Source organism: Dyella sp. EPa41 (genome assembly GCF_016586165.1).
Lineage (GTDB): Bacteria > Pseudomonadota > Gammaproteobacteria > Xanthomonadales > Rhodanobacteraceae > Dyella.
The window spans coordinates 1-17,708 of record NZ_BCPR01000054.1 but is presented as its reverse complement, the minus strand read 5'-3'; the positions used below and the strand labels follow the sequence as shown (position 1 = coordinate 17,708).

The window sequence follows — 17,708 nt, the reverse complement described above, 5'->3', positions numbered from 1 at the left end:
ACCGCATAGATGACTCTGGTGTGAGCAACGCCAGCCGCGTGGCTCGCTCAGAAGCGCGGCTGCGCCAGCTGCGAGAGGAAATACGAGAACACTTCCGGCCGCAGCAACAGCGTGAATGCCACGCCGAACGCGGCGCCCCACAGGTGCGCGCTGTGATTGACGTTGTCCTGCGCGCGGCGGTCCATGTAGATCGAATAGGCCAGGTACAGCACGGCGTAGACGATGGCCGGCATCGGCACCACGAACACGATGATGCGCGACCACGGCGCCAGCAGGATATAGGCGAACAGCACGGCCGAAACGGCGCCCGACGCGCCCAGGCTGCGATAGTTCGGGTTTCTGCGGTTCTTGAGATAGGTGGGCAGGATCGAGACCACCAACGCCACGATATAGAACAGGGCGAAGCCCAGCATGCCCAATCGCGCCGTATAGAAGCCCTCCATCGAGCGGCCGAAGAAGAACAGCGTGATCATGTTGAACAGCAGGTGGTTGAAATCCGCGTGCACCACGCCGTAGGTCACCAGCCGGTGATACTCGCGATGCCGCGTGATGGCAGGCGGCCACAGGATCAGGTCGTTCATGAGGCGGACGTTGTTGAACGCCATGAAGGACACGATGCAGGTGATGGCGATGATGGCCAGGGTGATCATGCAGGTTTTCCGTGAGAATCGCCGGGACAAAGAGTCCGCATCTTGGCGTCACGCACCCGGCTTGTCGACACCACCGGCGACCGGGCCGCTGCGCACGGCGCGCCGATCCGCACTATCATTCGCGGCTTCGCGCGTTTTCCCCACGCCTGCAGGCATCATCCCCCATGTCGATCCGTTACCTGCATCTGGACGTCTTTGCCGCCACGCCCGGCGGCGGCAACCACCTGGGCGTCGTCACCGACGCCACCGGCTGGAGCGACGCCCGCATGCAAGCCTTTGCCCGTTGGACCAACCTGGTCGAAACCACGTTTCTGCTGCCACCGAGCCAGCCCAAGGCGAGTTATCGCGTACGTATCTTCACGCCGCACAAGGAAATTCCCTTCGCCGGCCATCCGAGCATCGGCAGCGCGCATGCCGTGCTGCTGTGCGGCCTGTCGACGCCCGTGGACGGCGTGCTGTGGCAGGAATGCGGTGCGGGTGTGCTGCCGATCCGTGTCGAAGAAAGCGGCCTGCTGCTGAAATCGCCCCACGCGGTGGTAGACAAGACCGGCCTGGACGCCCATCCATTGCTGCAGGCCGCCTTGGGCGGCATCGGCCTTGGCGCCCTGCCGCCGGCCTACGTGGCCGGTGGACGCCACTGGTGGCTGGCCGAGTGCGCCGATGAAGCCTCCCTGCGCCACTGGCAACCGGATCACTCGGCCATCGGCGCGTTGGCGCAAGCCACCGACAGCCTGGGCCTTTGCGTGTTCGCACGCAGCTCGCACCCCGATTACCAGTTGGTCGTGCGAGCGTTTCCGGCTGGCGTCGGCATCGTGGAAGATCCCGCCTCCGGCGCGGCCAACGGCCTGATTGCGGCCTACATCGCCCATGCCGAGCCGCATGGCCCGCTTGCTCGCGGCTACATGGTGAGCCAGGGCCGCGAGATCGGCCACGACGCCAGCCTTGCCGTGCGCATCGACGGCGATACCGTATGGATCGGCGGACGCACCAACACCATCATCGACGGCACGCTGCACTGGGACGGCGCGGCGTGAATCCCGCCGCGCAGATCTGGGTGGACGCGGACGCCTGCCCGGCGGCGATCAAGGAGGTGCTGTTCCGCGCCGCCGAACGCGAGCAGGTGCAGGTCACGCTGGTGGCCAACCAGTGGCTGCGCACGCCGCCCTCGCGTTACGTGCGCGCCCTCCAGGTGCCCGGTGGTTTCGATGTCGCCGACAACGAGATCGTGGAGCGCGTGGCCGCCGACGATCTGGTGGTGACGCAGGACATTCCCCTGGCCGCCGCCGTGATCGCCAAGGGCGCGCTCGCCATGCATCCGCGCGGCGAGCTGTACACCGCCGACACCATCGCGCAGCGCCTGGGCATGCGCAATTTCATGGACGAATTGCGCGGCGCCGGCATCGACACGGGCGGCCCGGCGGCCTTCCATGCGCGTGACAAGCAGGCCTTCGCGAACCAGCTGGATCGCTGGCTGACGCGGCGACGACAGGCGAAACCCCTGTAGGAGCGCACCCAGTGCGCGATCGCGGGACCGCGGGACCGCGGCATCGCTGCTTCGTAGGCTTTTCGCGCACTGGGTGCGCTCCTACAGGGAAGCGGATGGCTAGAGCTCGCGTTCGTCCAGATGCGCGCGCCGTGCGGCGACCTGCGCCATGATCGACCAGTCGACGTCCTCCTCACCTGCCGACAACGCCTCCAGCAGGCTGTCATGCAAGAGGCTGGCAAGCGGCAGCGGGACGCGCGCGGCATCGCCGGCGGACAGGGCCAGGCCAATGTCCTTGTAGCCCAACGGCAAGGCGAACCCGGCCGGCGTGTAGCGTTGCTCGGCGATCAGCTTCCCATAGCCCTGGAACGCCGGCGACGCGAACAGCGTGCTGGTCATCACTTCGAGGAAATCGGCCGCGCTGACGCCATGCGCGCGCGTCAGCGCCGACGCTTCGGCCATGCTCTCGATGGCGGCGCCGAGCATGAAGTTGCCGGCGATCTTCACCACGTTGGCACGCTCGGGCGCATCGCCCAGCGGCCAGATGCGACTGCCCATGGCCTCCAGCAACGGGCGCACGCGCTCGATGGGTCCGGGCCTGCCCGCGGCGACAATGTTGAGCTTGCCGGCCGCGGCTACATCCGGACGGCCAAACACGGGAGCGGCGACATAGTCGATGCCACGCTTCGCATGTTCTTCGGCCAGCTCCCTGGCGAGCGCCACCGAAATCGTGGCGTGATTGACGTGCACGATGCCCTTGTCCATCGCGTCGAGCAGCCCGCCGGTGATGAAGACCTCGCGCACCGCCTGGTCGTTCGCGAGCATGCTGAACAGCACGTCGCCCAGGACGGCGCGATCCGCGCTCTTCACCACCTTGGCGCCCAGCGATGCGAGTGGCTCGGTCGGGCCGTGCGAACGGTTCCATACCGTCACTTCATGGCCCGCTTTGATGAGGTTGCTGGCCATGGCGCTACCCATGGCGCCCAGGCCGATGAAACCGACTTTCATGTGCACTCCTCCAGGTCTTGCATATTTGCCAGTGGATCACGCAACGCGTTCAGCTCGTGCGAAATCACGCCACCTCACCCGCCGCATGTCCGGACGCCCATGCCCACTGGAAGTTGTAACCGCCCAGCCAACCGGTGACGTCCACCACTTCGCCGATGAAGAACAAGCCGGGAACGAGCTTCGATTGCAGGGTCGATGACGACAGGCCATCGGTATCGACGCCACCGAGCGTGACTTCAGCCGTGCGGTAGCCTTCCGTGCCGCTGGCGACGATGGGCCAGTCGTGCAGCTGCGTGCCGATCTGCGCCAGTTCCGCCTCCCGGTACTGGCGCATGGGCCTGCTTTCGAACCACAACTCGCACAGGCGCTGCGCGAGGCGCCGGGGCAGCACATCGGCAAGCACGTTCTTCAACTCGGCGGCGGGGCGGGCCGCACGCTGTTCGTGCAGCCAGGCGCCGGCATCCACCTCGGGCAAGAGATCGATGCGCAAGTCGTCGCCGGGTTGCCAGTACGAGGAAATCTGCAGGATGGCCGGCCCGCTGACGCCGCGATGCGTGAACAGCATGCCGGCGCGGAACCCGCGCTTTCCCACGCGCGCTTCGACGACGGGCAACGCGACGCCCGAGAGGTCCTGATAACGCTCCTGGTGTTTTCCGCTGAGCGTCAACGGCACCAGCGCCGCGCGCGTAGGCAGCACGTTGTGGCCGAATTGCCGGGCCAGCTCGTAACCGAAACCGGTCGCCCCCATGCTGGGAATGGACAAGCCGCCCGTTGCGACGACCAGCGACTGCGCGTGCACCTCGCCCCGGGCGGTGAGCACCTTGAAGCCCTCTTCCGTGCGTTGCACGCGCGTCACGCCGCAATTCGCCTCGATGCGAACGCCGGCCTGCGCGCATTCATCCAGCAGCATGCGCACGATCAGCTTGGAGGATTCATCGCAGAAAAGCTGGCCAAGCTCCTTCTCGTGATACGCGATGCGATGCTTTTCCACCATCGTGATGAAGTCCCATGGCGTGTAACGCGCCAGCGCCGACTTGGCGAAATGCGGATTGGCCGAGAGATAGCAGGCAGGCGTCACGCCCATGTTGGTGAAATTGCAGCGACCGCCGCCCGACATCAGGATCTTCTTGCCGACCTTGTTGGCATGATCCACCACCAGCACGGAGCGCCCGCGCTGGCCGGCCACCATGGCGCACATGAGTCCGGCGGCGCCGGCGCCGACGACCAATACATCCACTTTCACGCACGCACCGCCGTCATCGCCCGCTCCCGTCGCCAGCCGCGCATTATCCGCCAGCCGGGGCCATATCGCTTAAACTTCAGCTTTCCCATCGCACCGGACGGCTGCCATGCCCTCTTTTGACGTAGTTTCCGAAGTCGACAAGCACGAGCTGACCAATGCCGTGGACCAGGCCAACCGCGAGTTGACCAATCGTTTCGACTTCAAGGGCACCGACGCCAGGTTCACGCTGGAAGGCTTCGTCATCACGCAGGCCGCTCCCAGCGAATTCCAGTTGCAGCAGATGCTGGACATCCTGCGCGGCCGCCTGACCACGCGAAAGATCGACATCCGCGCGCTGGAAGTGGGCGATCCGGAAACCAACCTCGGCGGCTCGCGCCAGAAGATCACCGTCAAGCAGGGCATCGAGCAGCCGATCGCCAAGAAGCTGGTGGCCGCATTGAAGGAGGCCAAGCTCAAGGTCGAGGCCCAGATCAACGGTGACAAGCTGCGCGTGACCGGCAAGAAGCGCGATGACCTGCAGCTGGCCATGGGCGTGCTGCGCAAGGCCGACGTCGAACTGCCGCTACAGTTCGACAATTTCCGGGACTGAGAGAGGCCTCGGCGTCCATCCGGCAGGCCGGATGGACGGAGCGGTCAGGCCCCCAGGCTGGCCGCGATGTTCACGCTGATCGCGATGATGAACACGTTGAAGAAGAACGCGATCACGCTGTGCATCAGCGCCACGCGGCGCAGGTAACGGCTGGTGATCTGCACGTCCGAGACCTGGAAGGTCATGCCGATCACGATGGCGAAATAGGCGAAATCCCAGTAGTCGGGCTGCGGCGTGCCCGGGAACTCCAGGCCTTCGTGCTTCTTGCCGAAATCGCCGTAGTAGCCGTGTGCGTAGTGCATGGCGAACATGATGTTGAGGAACAGCCACGACAGCACGATGCTGCTCGTGGCGATCACCAGGCCCTGCACGCCACCGCCGTGCGCGGCGCCCAGCTCGGTAGTGAGCGCCACCGCCACGACGCCGGTCAGGCCCAGCGCCGTCCACAGCACGCCCCAGCGCCCGGTGTCCTGCCGGCGCGCCTGGCCTCGCATCATCTCCATGGTCTTGCAGCGCTCGAACAGCCTGGCCAGCGCAACCAGATACATCAGTACGCCCAGGTCGAATCCGAGCAGCAGGGACTTGGTCGGCTTCATGTGGAACGCGAGCCACAACGCCAGCCAGGTGGCAAGGAAAACCGCCGTGGAGGCGGCCAGCCGCGGGCGGGCGCGCAACATGCGGAAGTGGACTCGCCGGCCGGGCGGGGTGGCATTTCCGGTGGGGGTATTCATGCGAACGCCCCGGCGGGCAACAAACGGCTTGCGGTCAAGACGGCTTCTCCCATGGCCCGGCAGCGGGCATGGCGCATCTTAATGCCGTTTTGCGCGCAGCTCAGACATGCAGGTCCTGGTACTCAGGATGGCGTGTCATCCATATCTCGGAATACGAACATGCCGGATCGACCTTCCAGTGTTCGGCGCGCGCCATGTCGAGCGCGGTACGCACGAGATTGGAGGCAATGCCGCGTCCACCGACCGCGGAGGGCACGATGGTGTGGGTGATCGTCATGACGCCATCGACCAGTGTGTAATCCAGTACACAAGGGACACCGTCGACCTTGGTCTCGAAGCGATGCGTCCTTGGGTTGTGGTTGATCTCGGCGGACATGAAACACTCACCCTGATGAAACGATGGCGCGCAAGCGTAATGCATCGCACGGCGAACCGCGCGTGAAGGTCGGCGTGGTTGCCTTTCGCGTTTCATGCATGGGCGAATAGGCACACTTGCGCAGCACCCGCTCACTGCGCGAGGCATCACCCATGAAAAGGACCGCTTCCGCCGCCTGGGCCGGCGGACTGAAGGAAGGCACCGGCACGATCTCCACGGCCACCGGCGTGCTGCGTGATGCACCCTACGGCTTTCGTTCACGCTTCGAAGACGGCCCGGGCACCAATCCGGAAGAACTGCTGGGCGCCGCGCATGCCGGCTGCTTCAGCATGGCGCTCGCGTTGGGCCTGGAACAGGCGGGATTCGTCGCCAAGCACATCGAAACCAAGGCCGTCGTCACGCTCGACAAGGATGGCGACGGCTTCGCCATCACCACGGTCGACCTCACCTGCCGCGCCAGCGTTGCCGATATCGACGCCCAGGCCTTCGACAAGATTGCGCAGGCCACCAAGGCCGGCTGCCCGGTATCCAAGGTATTGAAGGCGAAGATCAACCTGGACGCGCAGCTGGAGCGCTGAGTGGAAGGCAGTGCACGCGTGGCGAGCCGCACGCTCGTCGTGGATCCCGTCGCATCGGACCGCACCGACCCCAACCAGCGCGACCGGCTGCCGGCCGGGCGCGCCGGAGGCTGCCCGTCAGCAACCGGCAGCCACACGCACCGCATGTGACGCGGCGCGCCCCAACGCGCGTCGTTCACGCACGGCATGCGCCAGACGCTCCAGCACATCCACCGACGCGTCCCAATCGATGCATCCATCGGTGATGCTCTGGCCGTAACGCAGCGGCTGGTGGGCCACCAGTTCCTGGCGACCGCCGACGAGGTGGCTCTCGACCATCACGCCAACGATGCGTCGCTCGCCGCCGGCCAGCTGCTGTGCGATGTCTTCCACCACGCGTGGCTGGTTTTCCGGCTGCTTGCTGCTGTTCGCATGGCTGGCGTCGATCATCACGCGACTGTCGAGGCCCGCGCCGCCAATCGCCTTGCAGGCCGCGTCGACGCTTGCCGCGTCGTAGTTGGGCACCTTGCCGCCGCGCAGGATCACGTGGCAATCCTCGTTGCCGGCCGTCGCGGCAATGGCCGTCTGGCCGTCCTTGGTCACCGCCATGAAATGGTGCGGTTGCGAGGCGGCCTGCACGGCATCAACCGCGATCTTCACGTTGCCGTCGGTGCCGTTCTTGAAGCCGACCGGGCAGGAAAGCCCGGAAGCGAGCTCGCGATGCACCTGGCTTTCCGTGGTGCGCGCGCCGATCGCGCCCCATGCCACCAGGTCGGCGATGTATTGCGGCGTGATCATGTCGAGGAACTCGCAGCCGGCAGGCACGCCCAGTTCGTTGATGTCGCGCAGCAGGCCGCGCGCCATCCGCAGGCCCTTGTCGATCCGGAAGCTGCCGTCCAGGTCCGGATCGTTGATCAGGCCTTTCCAGCCCACGGTGGTGCGCGGTTTTTCGAAATACACGCGCATCACGATTTCCAGCTCTCGGGCATGGTGCTGGCGTTGCCCGGCGAGGCGCCGCGCATACTCGAGCGCGGCCGCCGTATCGTGGATCGAACAGGGGCCGATGACCACCGCCACGCGGTCGTCATGGCCAGTGAGAATGCGGTGCAAGGCGTCGCGCGACGCGCTGACGGTGCCGGCCGCACGCCCGCTCATGGGGAAATCGCGCATCACTTCGGCGGGCGTGCTGAGCCGGGTGATGGCGCGAATGCGCAGGTCGTCGGTGGAAAGGTTCACGGTGGTCTCCTGATCGGGGTTTCCACTCGCGACCCAAGAAAAAAGGCCGCCAGTGGTGGCTGGCGGCCTTTTGGGTTCTGGTGTCGATGTCTTAGGACAATCGCGACCCACCCTCCGCCAGCGGCATCGGATAGCCGTAAAACCAAAAATACTGGCGGGCGGTGGCGTGGGTCATGGGGTGAAGAGATAACACAGCTTTTTCGCACGTGCAAACGGTGCATTTGAAACCAAGCGATACACTCGCCCCATGACCACGCTCTGGAACCTGCTGTCGCGGCCTGCGCGCGAACCCATCCGCCGCTGGGTGCTGAGCGCTTTTCCGCGCGGTGGCGGCGGGCATGTCGACTACGACCATCCTGTCGGCGATCCTGGTCTTTTCGGGCCGGACAGTGCGACCTGGCGGGTGCACGCCGACTTCCCGGGCATGCTCGCCGGTGGCCTCGCGGCGCTGATGCTGCAGACGCTGCATCCTCTCGCGCTCGCGGGCGTGTGGGACCACTCCAACTTCCGTGAGGACCTGCTGGGACGCCTGCGTCGCACCACGTCCTTCGTCAGTGGAACCACCTATGCGCCGCGCGGGCAGGCGCAGAAACTGATCGAGCGGGTGAAGACCATTCATTCGCAGGTTCATGGCGTGACGGAGGATGGACGTCCATACGCCGCGGACGATCCGGCGCTGCTGACCTGGGTGCACGTGACCGAGGCCTACAGCTTCCTGCAGGGCTATCGGCGCTACAGCCACGCATCATTGCCCGCGGGCGCCGCCGATCATTACTACGACGAAGTGCGGCGCGTGGCACAAGCCCTGGGCGCGCGGGAGGTGCCCGCTTCGGAAGCGCAGGTGGCCGCCTATTTTCGCCATGTAAGGCCGCAGCTGCGCTTCGACCACCGCTCACGGGAGGTGCTTGAAGTGCTTTCGCGCGTTCGCCTGCCCGTGCCGGCGGCCGGTCTGTCGCGCGAGGTGTTCCTGCAGGCCGGCGCAGCGCTGTTGCCGGAGTGGGCCGTATCCCTGCTGGGCCGCACATCGTTGCAGCGTGCGCAGGCACGGCTCGCGTCGAGGGCGCTGTGGTCGGTCGCACCGGTGTTTCGTGCGGCATTGCACGACGGCATCGCCGCGCGGGCTTGCGCCCGCGTCGGCGTGGCGAGCGATACGTTGCAGCATTGGAACTGCATCAGCCCCCGGACATGAGCGCATCGTAGCGTCGCTGCATTTCCGCCGGGCTCACGTCCTCGATGCTGTGGCCGATCAACCACTCGTGCCCGAACGGATCGCGCACGGTACCGCCACGCTCGCCGTAAAACGCGTCCTGCGCCGGGCGTATCAGCGTGCCTCCCGCCGCCACCGCTCGCGCCAGCGCGTTGTCGGCGTTGTCGACGTGCAGATGGATGGAGACGCTGGTGCCGCCCACGCTCTGCGGACCGAGGATGTCGCACTCGGGATATTCGTCGGACACCATCAACACCGCCGGACCCAGCTCGAGCTCCGCATGCCCCACCCTTCCGGTGCCCGGCTCGTCGAGGCGAAGCCGCAGCCGCGCCCCGAAGGCGCGCTGGTAGTAGTCGATGGCCGCGCTGGCGTTACGCACGCGCAGATAGGGAAACAGCTCATGGACGATCGGCGCGGGATAGGTGCTCATCGTGGACTCCGTGACAGCCAGGGGCATGCGAAGGACCTTACGCCTCCCGCCTTTGGGCGTCTTGGCGAAAATCCAAGCGGCAGGCCCCGCAGATTGGATTGACAGTCGCCCCCGATCCGCTAACGTCGCCCAATCCGCACGCCCAGGGGCCACGATGGCGACGCTCATTCCTTCTCGAAACAGCTGCCTTTCGCGCATGACCAGCGGCGAGAAGCGGCTGTCCGAACGGCTGGAACAGAAGCTCGAGGATGACTACCTGCTGTGGTACGACGTGCCCATCGGCCCCAAGCAGCGCCGCCCCGACTTCATCGTGTTCCATCCTCGCCGCGGCCTGCTGGTGCTGGAGGTGAAGGATTGGAAGCCCGGCACCATCCAGCAGGCCGACCGCACGCTGTTCACCCTGCTCACCGGCAGCAGCAGCGTGAAGGAGCACAACCCGCTGATGCAGGCGCGCGACTGCGCCGGCGAGATCTACAAGGTGCTGCAGCACGACCCCGCGCTGCGCTATCCGCCAGGCCACACCTACGAAGGCAAGCTGCTGATGCCCTGGGGCTACGGCGTGGTGCTGGCCAACATCAGCCGCAAGCAGTTCGAGGCGGGGCAGCTGGATGCGGTGATTCCCGCGCACCTGGTGATCTGCCAGGACGAGATGTACGAATCGGTGGAGTCCGAGGCGTTCCAGGAACGGCTGTGGGCGATGTTCCCGCAGGTGTTTCCCACGGCGCTCACGCTGCCGCAGATCGACCGCGTGCGCTGGCATCTGTTCCCGGAAATCCGCGTGGAGCCGGGCGAAGGCCAGTTCGGCCTGTTCGCCTCCGGCGATCGCGCCAGCGTGACCAGGGTGGAAGTGCCGGACCTCATCCGGGTGATGGATGCGCAGCAGGAGCTGCTCGCGCGTTCGCTGGGCGACGAGCACCGCATCATTCACGGCGTGGCCGGCTCGGGCAAGACGATGATCCTGGGCTTTCGCGCGATGGAGCTGGCGCGTGCGCTGTCCAAGCCGATCCTCGTGCTCTGCTACAACAAGACGCTCGCGGCGCGCCTGGAACAGCTGATGGGCGAACGCGGCCTCAGCGACAAGGTGCAGGTCTACAACTTCCACAAGTGGTGCCGCAGCATGCTCGCGGCGTACCACGTGCCGCTGCCGCCGGAAGGCCCGCATTTTGCCGAGGAACTGCCGCCCGCGGTGATCGAGGGCGTGGATCGCGGGCAGATTCCGCGTTTCCAGTACGGCGCGGTGCTGATCGACGAAGGACATGATTTCGAGCCGGACTGGTACAAGCTGATCGTGCAGATGATCGATCCCAACACCAACTCGCTGCTGGTGCTGTACGACGACGCGCAGAACATCTACGGCCAGGCCAGCCGCAAGAAGATCAGCTGGAAGAGCCTCGGCGTGCAGGCGCAGGGGCGCACCACCATCCTCAAGCTCAATTACCGCAATACGCTCGAAATCCTCTCCGTGGCGCGCGGCTTCGCCAATGAACTGCTGCTCGAACGCAGCGAGGACGACGACAGCGTGCCGCTGATCGCGCCGCAAAGCGCGGGCCGGCGTGGTGCGCTGCCGGAACTGATTCGCGTGGAACGGCAGGAGGACCAGTTGCAGGCCATCATCGACCGGCTGCGCCATGAGCACGGCCATGGCCGGCACCTGTCGGACATGGCGGTGATCTTCCGCAATGCCTGGGAAGGCGAAAAGCTGCACGAAGCCCTGGCGCGCGCGGGCATTCCAAGCCGCCTGGCGGAGGGCAACGGCAAGAGCTCGCTGTTCGTGGTGGAAGACACGGTGAAGCTGGTCACCATGCATTCCAGCAAGGGCCTGGAGTTCCCGCTGGTGATCATTCCCGGGCTCGGCTCGCTGCCCAAGCCGGGCAAGGACGAAGCCGACGAGGCCCGATTGCTCTACGTGGCGATGACGCGCGCCACCGAGCGGCTGGTGATGATCCACCACGAGGATTCGATCTTCAGCCAGCGCATCCGCAACTCGATCAACGACGTGCAGGGGCAATTGGCCGAGATCGCCTGATCGCCGGACGTTTTGCCGCCGTTGTCCTTCCTGAAGGCAGTCCAGCCTGCTGACACAGGATTGACGATGTCTTCTCGCGGGCGGGGGTCTCATCGGGTCGCATACCCACGAGAGATCTCGATGCGACCTATCAGTGCACGATCCTGCTTTCGTTGGCCCTCACGGGCACAGCCGCCGCGCAGGGCGCCAACGGCGTAATCACTTCATACGTCGACCTCTACGCCGGCCCCGACATCGGCTACCCACCTGTCGCCGAGTTGCCGGCGGGCACGCCGGTGGACATCCAGGGCTGCCTGGAAGGGTGGACCTGGTGCGACGTGATCACGATGGGCACGCGTGGCTGGGTGGCGGGCACGTTCGTGCAATACACCTACGAGAACCAGCCGGTGATCGTGGCCGATTACGGGCCGCGCATAGGCATCCCCATCGTCGCGTTCTCGATCGGCGTTTACTGGGACCACTACTACCGCGACCGTCCGTTCTATCGGGATCGCGACCGTTGGTACGACCGCCACATCGAGTCACGCCCGCCACCCCGTCCGCCGGGCTGGCGCGGAGACGACCGCGACCGTGACCGCGGCCGTGATCGCCCGCCACCGACGCCGGATGCGCGCCAAGCGCCGCCCCCGCCCCACCAGCCGGCGGCTCCGGCTGCCCGGCCCGTGCCGTCGGCAGGCTATCGAGCGCAGCCCGAACGCGCGCCGGAACATCAGCCGCCGGAGAATCGCCCGTCTTCGCCGGCCTATCGACCACCGCCTGGCGGCAACCGTCCGCCGACGCCTGAGGAAACCCACCGTCAGCCGGCGCCCAGCCCGGCCGCCCACCCCGCCCCACCCCCTGCGCAACGACCCGCACAGGAGCATCGTCCGGCGCAGGGTGAAAGCCATGGCGGCCAGAAGCCGGCACCCCGCCCGGAGCCCAAGAAGCAGGACGACAACGGGCACTGACCTGTTCCAACGACCCCGGAAAGCCGCGGACCCACCGCGGCTTTTTTTGTCATGCATTGACCTAAGGCGTCGCTCGAACCCCTTGCGTGGCCTTCGGGTAGCTTTCCTTGCGGGCCACTCCCGGCCCAATCCCGGATAAAAACCCTCCATTCCGTCCCAACCCGCCACGTCGTCCGACTGGCACGACTCTTGCCCTTACCTCTCCAGGGACAGGGCCATCACTCACCAGGTCGACGAAGGCGGCCGCCGGAACCACCGGACGAGCGCCTCCCCCACCGGACAACACCCGGCGGGCGGGGACGGTTTGTACCTGCGGCGGGCCATTACACGAGCGGAGTATCCATGAGCATCAATGCGGAAGAGTGGCGCGAACAGCCAGCGAGGGGAAAATCGCTTTCTCTCCCCGTGGCTGCCGCCAACGACAGCAAGGTGCATCGCCGCTCCTACCTGTCGGTGCGCCTCAAGTTCGCGCTGACGCTGGTCGCTTCCATCGCCTGGGCGATCTTCTCCTACTCGCTGGCGCAACGCTGGATCCATGAACTTGGCAACGAAGTGGGTTCGGTGCTCGCGCACGTGATGATCTTCGGCATCGCCATCCTGCCGGGCTTCATGAACGCTTTCCTGGTGGTCGGCCTGTTGCTGGATCGCCGCCCGCCCCGTTCGCAATTCGCGGACGCGGACCTGCCGGGCATCACCGTGCTGGTCGCCGCCTTCAACGAGGAAGAGTCCATCCTGGGCACGATCGCGAGCATCGCGCAGCAGGAGTATCCCGGCCCGATCGAAGTCATGGTGATCAACGACGGTTCGACCGACGGCACCATGGAGCGCCTGCGCAGCGTCTCCTTCCCATGGCTGCACGTGATCGACCTCAAGTGCAATGGCGGCAAGGCCAAGGCGCTGAATGTCGGACTGCGCCATGCCTCGTACCCGTTGACCGTCACGCTCGACGCCGATTCGTACCTCTACCGCAACGCGCTGCGCCGGCTGGTGGAGCGCTACCTGAGCGATCCGCCGAACACGGCATCCGTCGCGGGCGCCGTGCTGGTGCGCAACTCGCGCCACAACCTGGTGACGCGCATGCAGGAGTGGGACTACTTCCACGGCATCGCCGCGGTGAAGCGCCTGCAGAGCCTGTTCCAGGGCACGCTGGTCGCGCAGGGTGCGTTCTCGCTGTATCGCACCGACATCCTGCGCGTGGTGGGCGGCTGGCCCGAATGCGTCGGCGAGGACATCGTGCTGACCTGGGCCATCCTGCGCGACGGCCATCGCGTGGGCTACTGCGAAGACGCCATCACCTTCACCAACGCGCCCACCACGCTGCGCCAGTTCATCCGCCAGCGCCAGCGCTGGTCGCGCGGTCTGATCGAGGCGTTCAAGGCGCACGGCGGCCTGCTGTTCCATCGCCGCATGAGCACGCTCTTCATCTGGTGGAACCTGCTGTTTCCGTACATGGACCTGGTCTACACGCTGGTGTTCATCCCGGGGTTGCTGCTGGCCTGCTTCGGCATCTACTGGCTGGCCGGCCCGATGACCCTGCTGGTGCTGCCGATGGCCGGCCTGGTCAATTACCTGATGTACGTGATCCAGTCGCGCATGTTCCGCGCGCAGAACCTCAAGGTCCGGCACAACCCGTTCGGACTGATGATGTACACCCTGTTCTACGGCGTCGTGCTGCAACCGGGCTGCGTGATGGGCTATGTCGCCGAACTGCTCAAGATGCGCAAGCGGTGGGGAACGAAATGAAACGCCGGCTTCCCCTGCTGGCGCTCCTGCTGTTGCCGGCAGCGCACGCGCAAACCGCCTCGATCGCCGGCGATATCCAGGCCGGACGGGCGGCCCTGTCGGACAACCAGCCGGCACGCGCACGCACGCTGTTCGCCGCGGCACTGGCGCAGAACGGCGGATCGCAGGACGACCGCTATGCCGCCGCGATGGGGCTTGGCCAATCCACGCTGTGGCTGGGCCAGTACCCCGCCGCGGCGGACGCGTTCCGCCTGGCCCAACGGGAAGCCGTGGGCACGCCCGCGCGGCAGGCGGCCGACACCGGCCTTGCCCAGGCCTTGAACGCGCAGGACTATCCGCGCGCGGCCTACGCCTTGGTGGCGCCGTTCGCGATGGGCCAGACGCGCCCGACCGTGGAGCTGATGCGCGCCACGCAATCGCTGGGCTGGGAGGATCGCGGCGCGAACTATCTCGACGCGGCCCCCGCACCGGACACGCAAGGCTACCTGGCCACGCAATACCGCCTGCTCGGCGACGACATCCGCCTCGCCTTGTCATCGCAGCTGCAGGGCGATTTTGCGTACAGCCATGACAGCGACGGGTTGGATACCTGGCATGTCGGTGGCGCCTACCGCTTCGCGCCTTCCGGCCATGACGGCTGGACGCAGCGCTGGGGCATCGCCGCAGGCACCACGCATGTCGAGGACGACCTGCAGTCGCACCGGCTCGACGACCTCTCGTTGCTGGGCGAATGGCATCTGGGCGACGACAACCGCATCGATCTCGATCTGGGCCCGGGCCGCAGCGGCAGCTGGAACTACCTGCAGGGCAGCGCGCGCTGGACGCTGCAGCCGAGCGACAGCTTCAGCCTGTCGACCGGCGCCGAACGTGCGCCGGTACCGACGGACACCGCGATCGCCGACCGGCTGATCTACGACGTCTACAGCGTGGGCGTCAGCCTGCGCCCGGCCTCGCGCTGGTACGTCGTGCCGACGTATTACCGACAGAACTTCAGCGACGGCAATCACCGCGACGGTGGCACGCTGAAGGTGCTGCTGAGTCCCTACGACATCCCTGACACGGGCGGCGCGATCGGCGCGGAATTCTCCGCGCGCATCTTCCACAGCAGCCAGCCAAGCCATGGCGTGTACTTCAACCCGGCCAACTACCGCACGGCGCAAGTCGGCCTGGTCGGCGTGTACAGCCTCAGCCAGGAGTGGAAGGTTCGTGGCGTGGCGGCCGTGGGCCGGCAGGTCACCGATGGCGCGGGCGCCAGCGTGTATACGGTCGGCGCCTCGCTCAGCGGTCGCCTCCCGGGCAACGGAAGGTTGGAGCTGCAACTGGGCCGCAGTTCGGCCGCGTCGGCCAACGGTGGCGGCTCGGGGTACTGGTGCAACAGCGTGAACCTTTCGGTGCGCTACCCGCTCTGAATCAATCGAACTTGCGCCAGGGCCACCAGCCGGCGCCACATCGTGCGTAACGATCCGCCGCCCGCTCGAAGCGATTGCGCGCGCTCACGCCGCCGTGCAACGCATAAAGCGGCAGGAACAGCGGCCCCAGCACCATGTACTGGTAAACGTGGGCACGCTCATGATCGGCCAGCGAAATGATCGGCTCATCGCCCTGGCCCGCGCGGTGGGCATAGGTCGCACAGGGCGTGGCCAGTTCCCCACCGGTGCAGAGGATCACGTTGCCCAGCGTGAGCGCGCCCCCCACGCCACGCCACGGCATGTGGCGAAACACCAGCGCGCAATCGCCGCGCCGCCATTGCGGCCGCGCACCCCAGGGCAGGCACGCGAGGCCGGCCAGCAGTCCCAGCAGGCTGTTGGGCGAGGTCCAGCAGATGCCCAGGAGCATTGCCAGGCGCGCCATGGGTTGCCGGAGACCACTTTCCATCCCCACCCCTCCGCCTTGTTTCAGGGCCTCGCCATCACCATCTGACACGACATCGAGTGTTCGCCACGAGGTTCGCCATGTCCACCACGCTGGATATCCCCTGCCCGCATTGCGGCGCGCTCAACCGCGTGCCGTCCGAGCGCATCGGCGAGCATCCGGTATGCGGGCGCTGCAAGCAGGCGCTGTTCCAGGGCAAGCCGGTGGAGCTGACGTCGGGCAACTTCGACGCCGTGGCCGGTCGTGGCGACCTGCCGGTGGTGGTGGATTTCTGGGCGCCCTGGTGTGGCCCCTGCCGCAACTTCGCTCCGGTCTTCGCCGAGGCGGCGCACGCGCTGGAGCCGCAGTTGCGGCTCGCCAAGGTGGATACCGAGGCCCAGCCGGCGCTGGCACAGCGGTTTGGCATACGCAGTATTCCCACGTTGCTGGTGCTGCGGGGCGGCCGCGAGATCGCCCGACAGGCCGGCGCGCTCAATTCCGTGCAGCTGCGTCAGTTCCTCGCCAACGCGCTGCACTGAACTGCGCTCACGAGCTGCACGAGAGCATCGAACAACCCGCCTTGTGCATGGCCCAGTCGGGACGCTTCCGCGCGAAGCGCTCGCGGCCCGGCTGCTCGTCGTATGGCCGCCTCATGACATCCAGCAACTCATCGATGCCGGCGTAATCGCCCTGCATGGCGCGGTCGATCGCCTCCTGCGCGAGATAGTTGCGCAACACGTAGCGGGGATTGGCCGCGTTCATGCGCGCACGCCGTTCCTCACCTTGCAGCGGATCGTCGCTGGCGCGCGCCGCATAACGCGCCAGCCATGCCAGAAAAGCGGGTTCCGCCGCCACGCGGATCGCCTCGTCGTAGAACGCCTCGCGCAGCGGTTCCAGCGATGGCTGGCGCGGATCCACCCCGGCGAGCGCACGGAAGAACAGCGTCATGTCGACATTCGCTTCGGCCAGCAGCGTGTGCAAGGAGCGCATGAGCTCCACGTCGTCGTCGCGGCACACCGCGAAGCCAAGCTTCGCCGCGATGTTCTCCCGGTCGGCGGCGGCGTACGCGGCGGCGTAACGGTCCAGGCCCGCCTGCAACGGTTCGACGCCGGAAAACAGCGGCGACAGCGCCATCGCCAGCCGGCTGAGGTTCCACCATGCCACGTTCGGCTGCTGGCCGAAGCGGTAGCGGCGACGCCCCGCGTCCGTGGTGTTGGGCGTCCACTCCGGGTCGAAGTTGTCGATCCAGCCGTAGGGACCGTAGTCGATGGTGAGTCCGAGGATGGACATGTTGTCGGTATTCATCACGCCATGCACGAAGCCCACCCGCATCCAGTGCGCCATGGTCACGGCGGTGCGTTCGCATATCCGGGCAAACCATGACGCATACAGCGCTTCGCCTTCGCCTTGCAGCTCCGGGAAATCACGCGCGATGGTGAAATCGACCAGTTGCCTCAACAGGGCGACGTCGCCCCGCGCCGCCGGCAACTCGAAGTTGCCGAAGCGGACGAACGACGGCGATACGCGACAGACAATGGCGCCCGGTTCTTCCTCGGGATGCCCGTCGTAGAACATGTCGCGCACCACCGTGTCGCCGGTGACGACCAGGCTCAAGGCACACAGGGGATAGG

General features: G+C 66.5%; 18 protein-coding genes. 10 read left to right on the top strand and 8 right to left on the bottom strand.

Going from position 1 to position 17,708, the window contains the following annotated elements:
- Positions 1 to 47: 47 nt before the first annotated feature.
- On the bottom strand, positions 48 to 650 hold the full coding sequence (locus tag JMF82_RS15920; RefSeq protein WP_201315540.1) for a rhomboid family intramembrane serine protease: 603 nt from the start codon (positions 648 to 650) through the stop codon (positions 48 to 50).
- A gap of 164 nt (positions 651 to 814) precedes the next feature.
- Here JMF82_RS15920 and JMF82_RS15915 point away from each other — a divergent pair, with 164 nt between their 5' ends.
- Positions 815 to 1,684 (top strand): PhzF family phenazine biosynthesis protein, encoded by an 870-nt coding sequence (locus tag JMF82_RS15915; protein ID WP_201315539.1) that lies wholly within the window; start codon positions 815 to 817, stop codon positions 1,682 to 1,684.
- On the top strand, positions 1,681 to 2,154 hold the full coding sequence (locus JMF82_RS15910) for a YaiI/YqxD family protein (RefSeq protein ID WP_201315538.1): 474 nt from the start codon (positions 1,681 to 1,683) through the stop codon (positions 2,152 to 2,154). The genes JMF82_RS15915 and JMF82_RS15910 overlap by 4 nt, the downstream gene beginning before the upstream one ends.
- A 99-nt stretch (positions 2,155 to 2,253) precedes the next feature.
- Here JMF82_RS15910 and JMF82_RS15905 read toward each other — a convergent pair whose 3' ends face one another.
- Positions 2,254 to 3,141, bottom strand: a complete 888-nt coding sequence (locus JMF82_RS15905) for an NAD(P)-dependent oxidoreductase (protein WP_201315537.1) — start codon at positions 3,139 to 3,141, stop codon at positions 2,254 to 2,256.
- A gap of 64 nt (positions 3,142 to 3,205) precedes the next feature.
- Positions 3,206 to 4,384 carry an NAD(P)/FAD-dependent oxidoreductase gene (locus JMF82_RS15900; RefSeq protein WP_201315536.1) on the bottom strand — a complete coding sequence of 393 codons (1,179 nt, stop codon included), beginning with the start codon at positions 4,382 to 4,384 and terminating at the stop codon, positions 3,206 to 3,208.
- 106 nt (positions 4,385 to 4,490) lie between these two features.
- On the opposite strand from JMF82_RS15900, the gene JMF82_RS15895 reads away from it, so the two are divergent.
- On the top strand, positions 4,491 to 4,973 hold the full coding sequence (locus JMF82_RS15895) for a YajQ family cyclic di-GMP-binding protein (protein WP_201315535.1): 483 nt from the start codon (positions 4,491 to 4,493) through the stop codon (positions 4,971 to 4,973).
- A gap of 44 nt (positions 4,974 to 5,017) precedes the next feature.
- Here JMF82_RS15895 and JMF82_RS15890 read toward each other — a convergent pair whose 3' ends face one another.
- Both JMF82_RS15890 and JMF82_RS15885 read right to left on the bottom strand, forming a co-directional pair.
- Positions 5,018 to 5,650, bottom strand: coding sequence for a DUF1345 domain-containing protein (locus tag JMF82_RS15890; protein ID WP_236585507.1), 633 nt, complete (start codon positions 5,648 to 5,650; stop codon positions 5,018 to 5,020).
- Positions 5,651 to 5,804: 154 nt separating this feature from the next.
- Positions 5,805 to 6,080 carry a GNAT family N-acetyltransferase gene (locus tag JMF82_RS15885; protein ID WP_201315533.1) on the bottom strand — a complete coding sequence of 92 codons (276 nt, stop codon included), beginning with the start codon at positions 6,078 to 6,080 and terminating at the stop codon, positions 5,805 to 5,807.
- A gap of 152 nt (positions 6,081 to 6,232) precedes the next feature.
- Here JMF82_RS15885 and JMF82_RS15880 point away from each other — a divergent pair, with 152 nt between their 5' ends.
- Positions 6,233 to 6,658, top strand: coding sequence for an OsmC family protein (locus JMF82_RS15880; protein WP_201315532.1), 426 nt, complete (start codon positions 6,233 to 6,235; stop codon positions 6,656 to 6,658).
- A gap of 117 nt (positions 6,659 to 6,775) precedes the next feature.
- Here JMF82_RS15880 and JMF82_RS15875 read toward each other — a convergent pair whose 3' ends face one another.
- Entirely contained in the window at positions 6,776 to 7,873 is a 1,098-nt protein-coding gene (locus JMF82_RS15875) for a 3-deoxy-7-phosphoheptulonate synthase (protein WP_201315531.1), read from the bottom strand.
- A 247-nt stretch (positions 7,874 to 8,120) separates the two neighbouring features.
- Between JMF82_RS15875 and JMF82_RS15870 the strand changes: the two genes are divergently transcribed.
- Positions 8,121 to 9,062 (top strand): oxygenase MpaB family protein, encoded by a 942-nt coding sequence (locus JMF82_RS15870; protein ID WP_201315530.1) that lies wholly within the window; start codon positions 8,121 to 8,123, stop codon positions 9,060 to 9,062.
- Here JMF82_RS15870 and JMF82_RS15865 read toward each other — a convergent pair.
- A complete protein-coding gene (locus JMF82_RS15865; RefSeq protein ID WP_201315529.1) occupies positions 9,046 to 9,510 on the bottom strand; it encodes a VOC family protein in 465 nt (154 codons plus the stop codon). The genes JMF82_RS15870 and JMF82_RS15865 overlap by 17 nt on opposite strands.
- 154 nt (positions 9,511 to 9,664) lie before the next feature.
- Between JMF82_RS15865 and JMF82_RS15860 the strand changes: the two genes are divergently transcribed.
- From JMF82_RS15860 to JMF82_RS15845, 4 genes are all read left to right on the top strand, one after another.
- The gene (locus JMF82_RS15860) at positions 9,665 to 11,536 is read left to right on the top strand and encodes a 3'-5' exonuclease (protein WP_201315528.1); all 1,872 of its coding nucleotides are present in this window, start codon (positions 9,665 to 9,667) and stop codon (positions 11,534 to 11,536) included.
- A 152-nt stretch (positions 11,537 to 11,688) separates the two neighbouring features.
- Positions 11,689 to 12,483 (top strand): SH3 domain-containing protein, encoded by a 795-nt coding sequence (locus tag JMF82_RS15855; protein ID WP_201315527.1) that lies wholly within the window; start codon positions 11,689 to 11,691, stop codon positions 12,481 to 12,483.
- Between the two features lie 342 nt (positions 12,484 to 12,825).
- Positions 12,826 to 14,226, top strand: coding sequence for a glycosyltransferase (locus JMF82_RS15850; RefSeq protein ID WP_201315526.1), 1,401 nt, complete (start codon positions 12,826 to 12,828; stop codon positions 14,224 to 14,226).
- Positions 14,223 to 15,635 (top strand): tetratricopeptide repeat protein, encoded by a 1,413-nt coding sequence (locus tag JMF82_RS15845; protein WP_201315525.1) that lies wholly within the window; start codon positions 14,223 to 14,225, stop codon positions 15,633 to 15,635. The genes JMF82_RS15850 and JMF82_RS15845 overlap by 4 nt, the downstream gene beginning before the upstream one ends.
- 1 nt (position 15,636) lies before the next feature.
- Here JMF82_RS15845 and JMF82_RS15840 read toward each other — a convergent pair whose 3' ends face one another.
- Complete coding sequence (locus JMF82_RS15840) at positions 15,637 to 16,101, bottom strand: hypothetical protein (RefSeq protein WP_201315524.1); 465 nt, start codon at positions 16,099 to 16,101, stop codon at positions 15,637 to 15,639.
- Between the two features lie 77 nt (positions 16,102 to 16,178).
- On the opposite strand from JMF82_RS15840, the gene trxC reads away from it, so the two are divergent.
- Positions 16,179 to 16,616 carry a thioredoxin TrxC gene (gene trxC, locus JMF82_RS15835; protein WP_201315523.1) on the top strand — a complete coding sequence of 146 codons (438 nt, stop codon included), beginning with the start codon at positions 16,179 to 16,181 and terminating at the stop codon, positions 16,614 to 16,616.
- Positions 16,617 to 17,708: the final 1,092 nt, after the last annotated feature.

Excerpts from the sequence above, each read along its gene's own strand:
- JMF82_RS15920 (WP_201315540.1), bottom strand. The coding sequence starts at position 650 with ATGATCACCCTGGCCATCATCGCCATCACCTGCATCGTGTCCTTCATG.
- JMF82_RS15915 (WP_201315539.1), top strand. The coding sequence starts at position 815 with ATGTCGATCCGTTACCTGCATCTGGACGTCTTTGCCGCCACGCCCGGC.
- JMF82_RS15905 (WP_201315537.1), bottom strand. The coding sequence starts at position 3,141 with ATGAAAGTCGGTTTCATCGGCCTGGGCGCCATGGGTAGCGCCATGGCC.
- JMF82_RS15895 (WP_201315535.1), top strand. The coding sequence starts at position 4,491 with ATGCCCTCTTTTGACGTAGTTTCCGAAGTCGACAAGCACGAGCTGACC.
- JMF82_RS15890 (WP_236585507.1), bottom strand. The coding sequence starts at position 5,650 with ATGTTGCGCGCCCGCCCGCGGCTGGCCGCCTCCACGGCGGTTTTCCTT.
- JMF82_RS15885 (WP_201315533.1), bottom strand. The coding sequence starts at position 6,080 with ATGTCCGCCGAGATCAACCACAACCCAAGGACGCATCGCTTCGAGACC.
- JMF82_RS15880 (WP_201315532.1), top strand. The coding sequence starts at position 6,233 with ATGAAAAGGACCGCTTCCGCCGCCTGGGCCGGCGGACTGAAGGAAGGC.
- JMF82_RS15870 (WP_201315530.1), top strand. The coding sequence starts at position 8,121 with ATGACCACGCTCTGGAACCTGCTGTCGCGGCCTGCGCGCGAACCCATC.
- JMF82_RS15865 (WP_201315529.1), bottom strand. The coding sequence starts at position 9,510 with ATGAGCACCTATCCCGCGCCGATCGTCCATGAGCTGTTTCCCTATCTG.
- JMF82_RS15860 (WP_201315528.1), top strand. The coding sequence starts at position 9,665 with ATGGCGACGCTCATTCCTTCTCGAAACAGCTGCCTTTCGCGCATGACC.
- JMF82_RS15850 (WP_201315526.1), top strand. The coding sequence starts at position 12,826 with ATGAGCATCAATGCGGAAGAGTGGCGCGAACAGCCAGCGAGGGGAAAA.
- JMF82_RS15845 (WP_201315525.1), top strand. The coding sequence starts at position 14,223 with ATGAAACGCCGGCTTCCCCTGCTGGCGCTCCTGCTGTTGCCGGCAGCG.
- JMF82_RS15840 (WP_201315524.1), bottom strand. The coding sequence starts at position 16,101 with ATGGAAAGTGGTCTCCGGCAACCCATGGCGCGCCTGGCAATGCTCCTG.
- trxC (WP_201315523.1), top strand. The coding sequence starts at position 16,179 with ATGTCCACCACGCTGGATATCCCCTGCCCGCATTGCGGCGCGCTCAAC.